This is a genomic window from Paraniabella aurantiaca (genome assembly GCF_050309965.1).
Classification (GTDB): Bacteria; Bacteroidota; Bacteroidia; order Chitinophagales; family Chitinophagaceae; genus Niabella.
Window position 1 is genome coordinate 3,319,344 of sequence record NZ_JBLOSY010000001.1, and the last position, 11,270, is coordinate 3,330,613.

The window sequence follows — 11,270 nt, forward strand, 5'->3', positions numbered from 1 at the left end:
TTAATGGGTAAAAAAAGTAATAATGAGAGTACTGAACTTATACGCAGGGATAGGCGGCAACCGCAAGCTATGGGCAAATTGCGAAGTAACGGCTGTTGAATACAATGAATCGGTAGCTAATGTTTACCGGCACTATTTCCCGAATGACAATGTAGTAGTAGGTGATGCCCATGAGTATCTTTTAGCGCATTATAAAGAGTTTGATTTTATATGGACCTCCCGACCCTGCATAACTCATTCTCGCGCTAATTTCTGGGCCAGTAAAACAGCAGATAACAGAAAGAAATACTACCCGGATATGACGTTATATCAGGAGATAATATTCCTGGACAATTGGTTTGAAGGCGATTGGGTGGCCGAGAATGTAGTACCATACTACCCCCCCCTTATTCAACCTGATGTGAAGCTGGGAAGGCACTTATTTTGGTCAAACTTTAAAATAGATCCCATAAAAGTAGAAGATGCAAACATCCCCATGGGCAAGTGCGAGGATTGGTCATATTTTTCCGGGTTTGATTTATCGCAATTCAAGTTAGACGTAAGAAAAGATCAGGTGTATCGGAACTGTGTCAACCCGGAGACCGGCCTACATATATTCAACTGCATGAAAAATAAAAATTATCAACCGGTTCAAAAAATGTTATTCGAAGGATTATGACAACACAAACATTTGAAACCAGCAAGGGCACGCTTCTCGTTGTGGATCTGCCGGATGGGGCGACCGGAACCGCTTTAACGAGCCATAACCTACATGTAGATATTGATTACGGATTAGGATATGAATCGCTTACACTCCCACCCGGCGACTGGAAAGAAATAGGACTATGGGGTAGCGTAAGTGATGAAAAGGCTAAGGAGGTGGTGGATTATATACCTGAAGTTGTTGGGTATATAAACTACGATGATTCATTGTCACCCTCTGTGGATACCGCCCTCGAATCCCTACAGTCTCTTTTGGAGGCGCAGATAAAATTAGTAAATACTGTTCCTAAACCTAAAGAGCATCACTTGTTCGGATATGACATAGACGCTGTATCGGAATGGAGAATTGCCGAATCGCAGGTTTGGAAAAATGCTTTTTTAATTTTTAAAATTAAGTAAGATGCCTTACGATTTATACGGAAATCACTACACATCCGCAAGAGATGCGGAAAATGCAGAAATGGCCCAATGTGCCGCCATTGACGCTGATATAGCTAATCGCAGAATTAAAGACCTGGAAAAGCAATTACACGAAAATGGTGTTCAACAAGAACACGAACTATACCAGAAGGTAGAGTACTTAATGTTTAAGGTAGAACGGTTAGAAGAGGAAATCGAAAGACTTAAAACCATCAACAATGAGTAACACAATAAAGCCGCAGGATCTGCGCTTGGGAAACTGGGTAGCTAGATATTCATATTATCGCGATACTTTCATTCAGTATGAGCAGGTAAAAGATTTGAGTATCGAAGATAAGGTGTATTCCCCACTGCCATCTTCATATTGTTCGTCAATCCCTTTAACTGAAGAAATATTGGTGAGGGCGGGGTTTGATCCGTTTGGTCGTGATGGCTGGTTTAGTTTACCGGTTACGAATGAGTGGTCTTTTATTAGAGTGTATTCAAAATATCCTCAATTTGTCGAATTAAGTGTTAATAGACACTCGCTAATGCCGCCTGGAATAAAATTCCTACACGAGCTTCAAAATCTTTTTTACTCACTCACAGGCCGCGAGCTTGAAATAAAACTATAAATATGAACCTCCTTATCTCATTTACCGATCAATCCGAAAGCTTCACCTATGGCGTTGAATTTGGACGTATACTGGCTAAAATAGAGCGAGGTGAAGACTGTATCCAGAATAACGGCTTCCCTGTCAGAATAGAAAATAAACAGGTAATAAAGAGCGCCTGTGACACCTACGGGTATGTTCCTGTTTTCGGGTCAGAGGATAGTGGGTGGATTTCGTTTATGGGGGTTAAGAAAGGATCAACTGAAAATTAAAATTATGGATAAAGAATTGTTGCAAAAAGTAAAGGACGAGTATGCTAAGTCATACGCTATTCAGTTTAAAACTCAAGTTTCAAGCGAGGGTGTTGATAATATAGAATCTGATTTTAAAGCTGGGTGGGAGGCAGCCGAAGCCTACAACGCAAAACAGTCGCAGAAGGATCACCTGGGGGAGTTGATTAAAATTGATGAGGGGAAGGAAGACCAATTGCACCCTGATAGTAGTAATCTTCTAAAACATTGCTTTGAAGAGTTGCGGCTAAAAATGATTAAGAATCAGGAAAAGTATGGATATGGCAATGAGTGGTTAACGGAGGAATGGGAACAGGAATGTCGCGATAACATGATGGAGCATATTCAAAAGGGTGATCCGCGCGATGTCGCCATTTATGCTTTATTTATGATGTATAGGGGGTGGTCAACGAAGTCAGAACCCAACACCGGGGAGCAGTGTTTTACGAATGACGATATGCATGATTTTGTTGGAAGCTACCAAAGATTAGATGAGGATGTGTGGAGCATTGTTGATCGAATGAATTATATGGCCGCTGCCTACGCCGCCTCCCAGAACCGGAAACTCATAGCCTGGAAAGAATCTGCAATGAAGATCCTCAGCGCTGTCGATGACCAGGAGATCGGTAAGCTGCTGGGGGTGCCGATCGGTCATAGCATCCATGAGAATTTACTGGAAAAGATAAGGGAGTACGGTGATATGAGGGCGAAGAAGGCGCTGGAAACATTTTCAAAGGAGTATGAATTAACTGTTGGCGGTTCATTGATGATGCGCATAAGGATAAATGAATCTGGTGTTGAGGTGGTTGGTGCAATTGACGGATATGGTCACAGTATTGCAGATGAAATATCAGTGGAAGAAATCACAGACCCAAAAAACCTTGAAGTATGAGTAAATACGTAAAGAAAATGCCTCTTACTGGAAATTGCACTATTTATATAGAAAGGGTGGTAAAGGATTGGGATGATACATGGTTTATAACCCAATGACTACCGGCTGATTTTAGGTTGTGCGGTGGGCCCGATCAAATAAAAATTATGATAAGTCCGTCAACCGCTGCAAAACTGGTGAAAAGGCTATTATTAACAAGCGAACAATCATTCTTTAAATCTGGAATTACATGGAAAAGAAAAACATTATGAGTAACCCCCTACACCCATCAGACGGGATCGTAATTAGTCGAAAGTGGCTGGAAGCGCTTCTTATAGGTTACGATACAGAGGCAACATTAAACCGGAAACTATTAGATATGAAGCGACTGGGAAAATACAAGGCTAAACATGAGGTAATATTAAAAGTTCTCGAAAACTCCCAACCCCTAAAGCCGGTGCTGGAAGTGGCGTGGGAAGACGGCTTTGAATCAGGTTTGAAAAAACCGGAAAGTCGTGAGTTAGATAAATCAACATTTCTTAACAACACAATAGATATAAAATGAAAATAATTAGTATTAAAAAGAGAAATGACCATGAAGAGATAGTGGTTCAAAAAAGCTTTTTATGGTTTAATTGGTATGTGGTCTATAGGAAGATTAATGAGCATTACTTCCGGTACGCGAGTAAAAACACTTACTACAAATTGTCTTTTTACGAATATTTAATTGTAAGAGATCTATTTGATATACCCGAAAGCATGATAGCGGAGGTTTAAAGAAATCCCCCGTTGATGCGGATACCGATATGGTACGCTGGCCAGCATCTCCCTATCAGGGAGTCCGGGCTAATAAATAAGCAAAATGGAAAATGAAATAGTGCCTACCAAGTGCGAGGATATAAACCTTCTTCATTTGTGCGCCCTTAATTTATAGATTAATTACTTAATTTCAACGAAAAAAAATATGAGCTTAGAAGTTGTAAAAGAGCAAAATGGCAATAATTTAATAATGGTAACTTTCGGTGATGGCTCACTAAATCTCGGGAATGTCAGAATTCAGCCTGATCAGAATGATTCAACTGAGCACATTGGGTTAAATATTGGAATATCAAATGAGTCAAGAAATATCGGAGATGCTATACCAGTAGACACCCAATCATTTAATAATGTGTGCTTAGTTTTTAAAAACAAGGAATCTTTTGATGTTTTTAAGGAGTTTGTTAATGACATAGATAATTATTTCCTTAGTAAATCATAAATGAGATCATTTAAGCTATGCCCGGTCTTTGGCCGGGTTTTTTGTTTTATATCAATTTGATTCAAAAAACATCATTTTGATATAACTTTGTTCCTATGGCAGCGCCAAAAGGAAATCAGTACTATCTTATAGCGGAATCAACAGGTCGGCCCCTGGAGTATACGCCGGAAGAACTTCGTTTGAAGTTCAATGAATATGCAATATGGGTCAACAGTAACCCTTTTCAGGAAGTAGATTATAAGAACGGGAAAAGAGTAAAGCTACCCAAAATGCGACCTTTCACGCTAAAAGGGTTCTGCATCTTTGCGGGTATAGTTGTAAACACATTCAAAGGCTACGAAGAAAGAAAAGACTTTTTGACGGTCACTGCCATGATTCGCCAAATTATAGAGAATCAACAGTTTGAAGGTGCAGCCGCTGGATTTTTGAAGGAAAACATCATTTCTTACGAGTTAGGCCAGAAAGGTAAACTGGATATTACCACCAATGGAAAGGATCTGCCGGTACCCATCATCCAGGTAGCCCCCAACGATTTCACCTTTGCAACCCGGGAAGAGGATGTTTCATGATCGGTAAACTATACCATCCGAACAAAGCCGCCTTTGATGACAAATCACTAAAAGTCATAATAAACCAGGGTGGAACCTCTTCTGGGAAAACATACACCATATTACAGCTGCTTTTTGTCATTGCCTGTACTCATCCTAACCTGGTTATTACTGTAGTAGGTCAGGATATCCCAAACCTTAAGAAAGGTGCCATTCGTGATGCGCAAACTATTGAACGAAGCGAAACCTGGTTAAAACCATACATCAAAGGGTACAATAAGTCAGATCGGATTTACGAATTCAATAATGGAACAATAATAGAATTTAACTCTTATTCCGATGAACAGGATGCAAAGTCGGGTAAAAGGGATATTCTATTTCTCAATGAGGCGAATGGTATTGATTACATGGTTTACTGGCAACTCGCCATCCGGACCCGGTGGAAAATCTTCATCGACTATAACCCTACAGCGAAATTCTGGGTTCATGAAAATCTGATCGGTCAAGATAAAACGAGGTTGATCATTTCTGATCACCGATCAAACATTTTCCTGTCAGAAGAGCAGCATGCTGAGATAGAAAGCATTGATGATCCAGAACTGCATAAAGTATATGCCCGTGGACTTACCGGCAAAATTCATGGCCTCATTTATCCGAATTACCAATTAATTGAACAGATACCTGCTATTCTAAAACCTCGTTATGGACTTGATTTTGGTTTTAATCACAAAATGGCCCTTATCGAAACTGCCAGCATTGAAAATAAACTATTCTGGAATGAGATGATTTATCAGTCAGAAATGACAATAGGAGACTTGATATATCAAATGAAAGACCTTTCCATTGGTAGAGCTCCGATATATTGCGATCATGCCAGGCCGGATGCTATAGAAGAATTAAAAAGGGCAGGTTTTAATGCGCTTCCGGCCGATAAATCAGTATTTGATGGTATTCTTTTCGTTAAGAAGCATCAGCTAAATGTTACCAAGAATTCAAAAGGCGTTATTAAAGAATTACAACATTACAAATGGAAAGAGGATAAAAAAACAGGCGAAAGTCTTGACGAGCCAGTTAAATTTATGGATGATGGAATGGATGCTGCCAGATATGGTAGTTATACAGGCCGAAAATCAAATCGTTTTGCTGTTGGCACACCTTCCAGTAGTTCCCTTTTGGATGACATCGAAGAGGCCGCATAAAAAACCCGCTACTTTTCAATAGCGGGAAAAACTCAAAAGTGGCTACAAGACTCCTACAAACAAATTTATCTCTTTTTGATTTATTTTACATCTTATTGGTTTAATTTTACGAAAAAAATTTATGCAAACAGAAAACTTAAAGCAGGCTATAGACATAGCGTTGGCTGCTCAATCACAAATCGCTAAACTAATTAAACAATTACCTGGTGTAGCATTAAAGGTTGATTCCAATTTCAAACAAAGCATTAATGCACTTTCTCATGCAGCAGGTGTTAGTCAACCTACAACCCAAGCTCCAACATTAGGACCAATAAAGAGTTTTATGGGGAAAGAAATACATGCTAATGACACCTCTGTTTCATCTTCGGCTATTAATCCAGCAGAAGAAACTAAAAAAGATTTCATTAAAAAAGTAAATGACCTATATGCTGTAATTGATAGCCAAGAATCAACATTGGTTTTACAGAATAATACTTTGCCTGAAGATGTGTTGGCATTGCGTGGTGTAGCTAAAAAAGCTGGTGTTATCGATTTTGAAGATGCTGAATTAAATGTTGCATTTATCGAATCCATCAAAGCCGGTAAAGCAAAGAAAGAAGCTGATAAAAAAGCCAGGGCAGAAGCGATTCACACCGGTGGTAATCCAATCATCCCGCCACCCTCCAAAGAGGAAACAGCAAAGCAAAGAATAGAAAGAATTGGAAATACAGCTACAGCCGGTGAAATTGACCGACTTATGGTTGATGAGGACCGTGCAACTGTTAAAGAAGCCGCTGAGAAAAGAATTTCTGAATTACCAGTTATTAACTAAGTGAGAGTAATAATCAACGATAAGGAAATAATTCTTCCGACCTCATTAAGTGAAATTACATTGGGGCAACGTATCGATTTCCATAATAAATATGGCAAAGAGTTGGACGAAATGCTTACCTCCATCATTGATATGGAAGATGGTCCTGAAAAGGAAATGGAAACAGTACAAATGCACTTTGAGCGAATGTTTAGAACGTTTGCCTTCTTTGCTGATGTAGACCCGGAATCTTTGAAGGAAAGTAAATTTATTGATGAAATAGCAAACATTTACTACTCATCTCTTTCCGTATTATTTGAAGAGGAAAATAAACTTGAACCTCAACGATTATTTAACTGGAACAATGAGGTTTGGGAATTAGCGCCGCCGAATCTTAACCAATCTTCTAAAGTGAAGTTTGGCGAAATCATAGATTCCAAACAGATCGTTCAAGATATGATTGAATTGGGGAACGGACGATGGGAAATGATGCAAAAGCTGGCTGCTATCTTCTTTCGTAAGCAAGATGAACCGTACAAGAAGGAGTTTGTGTATGAAGATAGCGAACGCCTGCAGTTGATGCGCGAACTTCCAATGGACATAGCCTTACAGGTAGGTTTTTTTTTGAACAGTTCAATGAATTTTTATCTGAACACTTTGATGTCTTTGCAAAATCAAGAGTAAAACAGAAGGGTAAGTTCATAAAAGAACATTTCTCCGTGTATGGATGGGTCAACTTTTTGAAGAGTATAGCTGAAAAGAAAGTTTTCGATATCCCAGGATCTGGAATGAATAGTATTGATTGCGCCCGGGAAGCATCAGCATTTGATGTAATGATCTATGCCAGTGAAGAGAAAAGCTTTGGCGAATCACAATACCTGGACCAAGAAGCTGAATTTGAAAAAATTAAAAACAAAAAATAAATGCAACAAGTAGCACAAAAACCGCCTTTTAATGTGGCACAAGAACTGAGTAAGAGATTTCAGGAAGCATTGAGTAAAATTATGTTTCCGGGTGAAAAAATATCTGATGGTTGGTTTGAGAGGGCTGTAAGTGCCCTCAATCACGCATCTCCCGTTAGCTTGGGTTGTTCCATATCTGAGATGGAATTGTTATTAAGAACAGACAAGAATAATCTTTCGATGCTGCAATTTGCTATGTTGTCTAACAATGCTGAAAGCCGTTCAATGAAAGATTTGAACATGGTTTTTTCCAGTTATTCAGAATTTCTTTTGGAAACAGATAGACTATCTAAGTTATGGAACGAGGAAACAAGTTCTTTAAGGAAAAAGATAGAAACCGATCTGATTAATGAAATGTCAACAAAACAAAAGTTGGAAGATAATAAGTCTACTATGAAGTCGGTAAGAGCTGAAGCGTGATAATGTAGCCAAGTTGGAAAGGCATTTGATTGCAGATCAAACATGCGCCGGTTCGAATCCGGCCATTATCTCTAAAACACAACAATGATAGGTTTCCCATTTATAGAAACTTTTTTTAAGTCTATTCTTAGCAAATCAGAAGCTATACAAGGGCGTTTTTTCTTTGCACCTAAGTATGGCCATGAAATCAACTCTGATGAGTTGGGGAGAGTATTGGATGAAAATAAACCGCTGATCACTACACAGAAATATCCTTTAGCAATGTGTATGCCTCCGGTTTATGTGGTTGATAGTGCCATCGATGATAGTTGGAAGAGTTTCATGTTTCGAATGTTCTTTTTAAAGCCATCATTCTATACATCAGACAATCAGGTGGCCAATCCCAACCAATATACAGGTACTTCACAACACAGTTTAATGTTTGATTGGCATGATATGGCTAGGTGTTCGGAAAACTTCCTACGTGCTTTAAAAATGGTTCAGAAAGCCAAAGGATTGCAAGGCACATCATTCAGGTTAACAACTCAAAAGAAAGCGATTGTAACACCAATTACCAACATTGGCATCGACCGTGCAAGTGGGGTTCGATTGGATTTTGAAGCATCGGTTTTCACAGGTTGTGAACTCGAAGATTATCTGTCAGAAGAACTTCTATCACTAAATATTGAAGTAGTAGACACTCACCCACAACATAAAATATAAAACAATGCGAGCTCCATCCTGCCAAATACTAGAAACAATAATTGAACAGCCTGATGCCGTAGCGCGGCCTTTTCCTCCTAATAAAGAAGCTGAAATGATAGCATATGCAAAGAAACTGCGTAAGAATTCGCCAAAAATGAAGGAGGCGCGAATCATGAGGAAGGTAGCTGAGAAATTTAAAGTCAATTTAGTATGAAGATAATCGAAATAGCAAAGATGATACCATCAGAATATCGTAAAGAGATTCTGGAAATGGATATGATAGCCAATGCGCAAGCTACAGCATCAGATAATACTATGTATTACCTGGCAACAATTTGGAAAAACTATATCGAACCAACATTTCAAGGCGATTGCAATTTGTGTTACGCCCGGGTTCTTAATAGCTATAAACAGTTGTTTCCTGATTTGATTGAGTTGGAAAAGCAATCAAAATTAATCGACGAAGTAGAATGACCATCGCAGACATATACAATGGTGCTGAGCGATTCATCAATGAAATACTTCGCAAGGAGATAGTAGCGCAAGGCCACCACTTAACTGGTGCTTTGGAAAGCAGTTTGGAGGCTGAAATAAAAAGGATCGGCAAATCGGATGCTATGCAAGGTTTTGCGGTAGAATATGCTAAATACATTAATGATGGTGTAAGGCCGGAAGCAGCTAGTATGAAACAGTTTCCGTTTCTGGTAGAGTTTTTCAATCAAAAGGGGTACCCGGAATATAGCTCAAGTTCATCCACTCTTACCTCACGAGCCTTAGCCGCTATGACTATTAAGAAGTGGATGAAAGAGGGAATGAGTACTCAAGCATCTAAGAGATTCAGTTCAACAGGATCCAGGCAAAACTTTGTCGAAAATGCTTTTATAGGAAATGAATCTAAAATAGATGAGTATATGGGTAATTCATTTGACTTTGTTATAAACGAGGAATACAAAAAAGAAAAAAGCGAGGTCATATAATGCCAATTAATGGAATAAATATAAATCCTGACACGAACGGTATCTATGCGGCCTACAGGCCCATAATCCTATCTGTGTATGCGTCAAGAACCGACAACCAACCGGTACCACCCGTTGTGTATTGCGATATATATTTTAACGGTGTTTACTATAAGACAATATCAAAAACTTCATGGGAAAAGGTATATGTAGATGTTTCATTGTGGCAGTTTGACATCCAGAACGCATGTCAAGAGTATTTAAAGTCGAAATTGCCAGCATTTAATGGTACAGTAATCGAAGTTTCGCATTCAGCTTTTACAAAGTGTTTTTGTCGCTTTAGATCAAGTGGTTATGATATTAGTGGATTTGTAACAACAGAAAATACGGCACCAGTTCAGGGAACAAGTACATCATATCCCGCCAACGGCACCGGTACTCAATCAAACACATTTACAATTCTGAACGCAATACTTCAAAACGAAGATCTACAACAACTCAAACCCAGACTTGATTTATTAAAGCACGGTAGCTGGAACGAAAACGCCGTACCACTAACGATGCGTCCAAAATATTACTATATGGATAGAAATTGTAGTGATCACTTTCCGGCTTTTCTCAATTCCATAGTGAGAAAAATAAAGCTTTTTTTTAAGTATATAGGTCAGAACACATTTCATTCGCGTGAGGTAGAAGTAAATGCTGGATGTGCTGTAGCTATCAGTATTCCCAAATTCATTAAAACATCCAGCGGATACTCGGTTACCTGGGATGTTCTATTGGGAACTGCAGCGTCATTTAAGATTTCGGTAAATGGTGGTGTAGCTATTTCAGTTTCGATTAACAGCCATAACCTTGGAGACCTTCCAACTGGCATACATTCTGTTTCCGTCACTCCTGTTTGTGAAGGTGGAATAGACGGTATTTCGGTGGGTTCTGAAATAGAAGTTTTACCAGCATATTTAAATGATCCGGGTGATACTTCTGGTGGTGGACCTGGTGGCAGTGAGTGTATGCCTTTGTTTATTGCTTCAGGTACGCCTATTCCAAATGGCGCCGTTGGGCATGAATATTACCGCGATATACGTTTGGAATCAAATTACACTGGCCTCATCCCATTCACATTGTCAAACATAATTAAGCCAACTTGGATGAATATGGAGGCGACATACGCATTCTGGGGATCAGCTGTCGTTAGATTGACCGGAACTCCAACAGCTACTGCTGATGATGTAGAAGTATCCTTTACCGCAAGTAATTGTCATGAATCAGATCTTGAATTCAACCAATTGATAGATATTATAGATACGGGAGCATGCACATCTGCTATTACAGATATTGTATATGAAAAAAGTATCGCAGATAGGTTGACATGGACAGCAACAGGTTCTCCAACTAAGTACTTTTTAAAACATGTTTTGCCAGACGGTACTATTTGGGTTGAGGATTTAACTGTAACTACAAAGGGTTATTTCTTAGGGTTAAAAAAGGATGAAGTGGTAACTATTTGGCCGGTTTGCGTTGTTGGCGGCGCTGAAGCTAAAGGAACTCCAATGTCAATTACAATACCAGATTAA

Annotated in this window: 19 protein-coding genes and 1 tRNA gene; all 20 read left to right on the plus strand. The window is 39.1% G+C overall.

Going from position 1 to position 11,270, the window contains the following annotated elements; translation table 11 throughout:
• The first annotated feature begins 22 nt into the window (after positions 1 to 22).
• The 20 genes from ACLOAU_RS14550 (at position 23) to ACLOAU_RS14645 (ending at position 11,270) form a co-directional block, all read left to right on the plus strand.
• The gene (locus ACLOAU_RS14550; RefSeq protein ID WP_427862599.1) at positions 23 to 658 is read left to right on the plus strand and encodes a DNA cytosine methyltransferase; all 636 of its coding nucleotides are present in this window, start codon (positions 23 to 25) and stop codon (positions 656 to 658) included.
• Entirely contained in the window at positions 655 to 1,101 is a 447-nt protein-coding gene (locus tag ACLOAU_RS14555) for a hypothetical protein (protein WP_427862600.1), read from the plus strand. The genes ACLOAU_RS14550 and ACLOAU_RS14555 overlap by 4 nt, the downstream gene beginning before the upstream one ends.
• A gap of 1 nt (position 1,102) precedes the next feature.
• On the plus strand, positions 1,103 to 1,348 hold the full coding sequence (locus ACLOAU_RS14560; RefSeq protein WP_427862601.1) for a hypothetical protein: 246 nt from the start codon (positions 1,103 to 1,105) through the stop codon (positions 1,346 to 1,348).
• Positions 1,341 to 1,736 (plus strand): hypothetical protein, encoded by a 396-nt coding sequence (locus tag ACLOAU_RS14565; RefSeq protein WP_427862602.1) that lies wholly within the window; start codon positions 1,341 to 1,343, stop codon positions 1,734 to 1,736. Before ACLOAU_RS14560 ends, ACLOAU_RS14565 begins: the two co-directional genes overlap by 8 nt.
• Positions 1,737 to 1,738: 2 nt before the next feature.
• Positions 1,739 to 1,987: a hypothetical protein gene (locus ACLOAU_RS14570; protein ID WP_427862603.1), complete on the plus strand. Its 249-nt coding sequence runs from the start codon at positions 1,739 to 1,741 to the stop codon at positions 1,985 to 1,987.
• Positions 1,988 to 1,991: 4 nt separating this feature from the next.
• The gene (locus ACLOAU_RS14575; RefSeq protein ID WP_427862604.1) at positions 1,992 to 2,897 is read left to right on the plus strand and encodes a hypothetical protein; all 906 of its coding nucleotides are present in this window, start codon (positions 1,992 to 1,994) and stop codon (positions 2,895 to 2,897) included.
• 247 nt (positions 2,898 to 3,144) lie between these two features.
• Entirely contained in the window at positions 3,145 to 3,441 is a 297-nt protein-coding gene (locus tag ACLOAU_RS14580) for a hypothetical protein (RefSeq protein WP_427862605.1), read from the plus strand.
• Positions 3,438 to 3,653, plus strand: coding sequence for a hypothetical protein (locus ACLOAU_RS14585; RefSeq protein WP_427862606.1), 216 nt, complete (start codon positions 3,438 to 3,440; stop codon positions 3,651 to 3,653). Before ACLOAU_RS14580 ends, ACLOAU_RS14585 begins: the two co-directional genes overlap by 4 nt.
• 187 nt (positions 3,654 to 3,840) lie before the next feature.
• Positions 3,841 to 4,134, plus strand: a complete 294-nt coding sequence (locus ACLOAU_RS14590; RefSeq protein ID WP_427862607.1) for a hypothetical protein — start codon at positions 3,841 to 3,843, stop codon at positions 4,132 to 4,134.
• A gap of 95 nt (positions 4,135 to 4,229) precedes the next feature.
• Entirely contained in the window at positions 4,230 to 4,703 is a 474-nt protein-coding gene (locus ACLOAU_RS14595) for a terminase small subunit (RefSeq protein ID WP_427862608.1), read from the plus strand.
• Positions 4,700 to 5,881, plus strand: coding sequence for a phage terminase large subunit (locus tag ACLOAU_RS14600; RefSeq protein ID WP_427862609.1), 1,182 nt, complete (start codon positions 4,700 to 4,702; stop codon positions 5,879 to 5,881). The genes ACLOAU_RS14595 and ACLOAU_RS14600 overlap by 4 nt, the downstream gene beginning before the upstream one ends.
• A 121-nt stretch (positions 5,882 to 6,002) precedes the next feature.
• Positions 6,003 to 6,692, plus strand: a complete 690-nt coding sequence (locus ACLOAU_RS14605) for a hypothetical protein (RefSeq protein ID WP_427862610.1) — start codon at positions 6,003 to 6,005, stop codon at positions 6,690 to 6,692.
• Positions 6,693 to 7,355, plus strand: a complete 663-nt coding sequence (locus ACLOAU_RS14610) for a hypothetical protein (protein WP_427862611.1) — start codon at positions 6,693 to 6,695, stop codon at positions 7,353 to 7,355.
• Between the two features lie 56 nt (positions 7,356 to 7,411).
• Positions 7,412 to 7,594 carry a hypothetical protein gene (locus ACLOAU_RS14615; protein WP_427862612.1) on the plus strand — a complete coding sequence of 61 codons (183 nt, stop codon included), beginning with the start codon at positions 7,412 to 7,414 and terminating at the stop codon, positions 7,592 to 7,594.
• Positions 7,595 to 8,053 (plus strand): hypothetical protein, encoded by a 459-nt coding sequence (locus ACLOAU_RS14620; RefSeq protein ID WP_427862613.1) that lies wholly within the window; start codon positions 7,595 to 7,597, stop codon positions 8,051 to 8,053.
• A tRNA-Cys gene (locus ACLOAU_RS14625) sits at positions 8,052 to 8,124 on the plus strand. The genes ACLOAU_RS14620 and ACLOAU_RS14625 overlap by 2 nt, the downstream gene beginning before the upstream one ends.
• Before the next feature lie 13 nt (positions 8,125 to 8,137).
• Complete coding sequence (locus tag ACLOAU_RS14630) at positions 8,138 to 8,755, plus strand: hypothetical protein (RefSeq protein WP_427862614.1); 618 nt, start codon at positions 8,138 to 8,140, stop codon at positions 8,753 to 8,755.
• Positions 8,756 to 8,947: 192 nt separating this feature from the next.
• A complete protein-coding gene (locus ACLOAU_RS14635) occupies positions 8,948 to 9,211 on the plus strand; it encodes a hypothetical protein (protein WP_427862615.1) in 264 nt (87 codons plus the stop codon).
• Positions 9,208 to 9,714 (plus strand): hypothetical protein, encoded by a 507-nt coding sequence (locus ACLOAU_RS14640; protein WP_427862616.1) that lies wholly within the window; start codon positions 9,208 to 9,210, stop codon positions 9,712 to 9,714. The genes ACLOAU_RS14635 and ACLOAU_RS14640 overlap by 4 nt, the downstream gene beginning before the upstream one ends.
• Positions 9,714 to 11,270: a hypothetical protein gene (locus ACLOAU_RS14645; RefSeq protein ID WP_427862617.1), complete on the plus strand. Its 1,557-nt coding sequence runs from the start codon at positions 9,714 to 9,716 to the stop codon at positions 11,268 to 11,270. The genes ACLOAU_RS14640 and ACLOAU_RS14645 overlap by 1 nt, the downstream gene beginning before the upstream one ends.

Bases quoted from the DNA above. Each gene is read 5' to 3' on its own strand.
- ACLOAU_RS14565 (WP_427862602.1), top strand. From the start codon at position 1,341: ATGAGTAACACAATAAAGCCGCAGGATCTGCGCTTGGGAAACTGGGTA.
- ACLOAU_RS14635 (WP_427862615.1), top strand. From the start codon at position 8,948: ATGAAGATAATCGAAATAGCAAAGATGATACCATCAGAATATCGTAAA.
- ACLOAU_RS14600 (WP_427862609.1), top strand. From the start codon at position 4,700: ATGATCGGTAAACTATACCATCCGAACAAAGCCGCCTTTGATGACAAA.
- ACLOAU_RS14605 (WP_427862610.1), top strand. From the start codon at position 6,003: ATGCAAACAGAAAACTTAAAGCAGGCTATAGACATAGCGTTGGCTGCT.
- ACLOAU_RS14555 (WP_427862600.1), top strand. From the start codon at position 655: ATGACAACACAAACATTTGAAACCAGCAAGGGCACGCTTCTCGTTGTG.
- ACLOAU_RS14630 (WP_427862614.1), top strand. From the start codon at position 8,138: ATGATAGGTTTCCCATTTATAGAAACTTTTTTTAAGTCTATTCTTAGC.
- ACLOAU_RS14620 (WP_427862613.1), top strand. From the start codon at position 7,595: ATGCAACAAGTAGCACAAAAACCGCCTTTTAATGTGGCACAAGAACTG.
- ACLOAU_RS14645 (WP_427862617.1), top strand. From the start codon at position 9,714: ATGCCAATTAATGGAATAAATATAAATCCTGACACGAACGGTATCTAT.
- ACLOAU_RS14550 (WP_427862599.1), top strand. From the start codon at position 23: ATGAGAGTACTGAACTTATACGCAGGGATAGGCGGCAACCGCAAGCTA.
- ACLOAU_RS14575 (WP_427862604.1), top strand. From the start codon at position 1,992: ATGGATAAAGAATTGTTGCAAAAAGTAAAGGACGAGTATGCTAAGTCA.
- ACLOAU_RS14595 (WP_427862608.1), top strand. From the start codon at position 4,230: ATGGCAGCGCCAAAAGGAAATCAGTACTATCTTATAGCGGAATCAACA.
- ACLOAU_RS14590 (WP_427862607.1), top strand. From the start codon at position 3,841: ATGAGCTTAGAAGTTGTAAAAGAGCAAAATGGCAATAATTTAATAATG.
- ACLOAU_RS14570 (WP_427862603.1), top strand. From the start codon at position 1,739: ATGAACCTCCTTATCTCATTTACCGATCAATCCGAAAGCTTCACCTAT.
- ACLOAU_RS14585 (WP_427862606.1), top strand. From the start codon at position 3,438: ATGAAAATAATTAGTATTAAAAAGAGAAATGACCATGAAGAGATAGTG.
- ACLOAU_RS14640 (WP_427862616.1), top strand. From the start codon at position 9,208: ATGACCATCGCAGACATATACAATGGTGCTGAGCGATTCATCAATGAA.
- ACLOAU_RS14560 (WP_427862601.1), top strand. From the start codon at position 1,103: ATGCCTTACGATTTATACGGAAATCACTACACATCCGCAAGAGATGCG.
- ACLOAU_RS14580 (WP_427862605.1), top strand. From the start codon at position 3,145: ATGAGTAACCCCCTACACCCATCAGACGGGATCGTAATTAGTCGAAAG.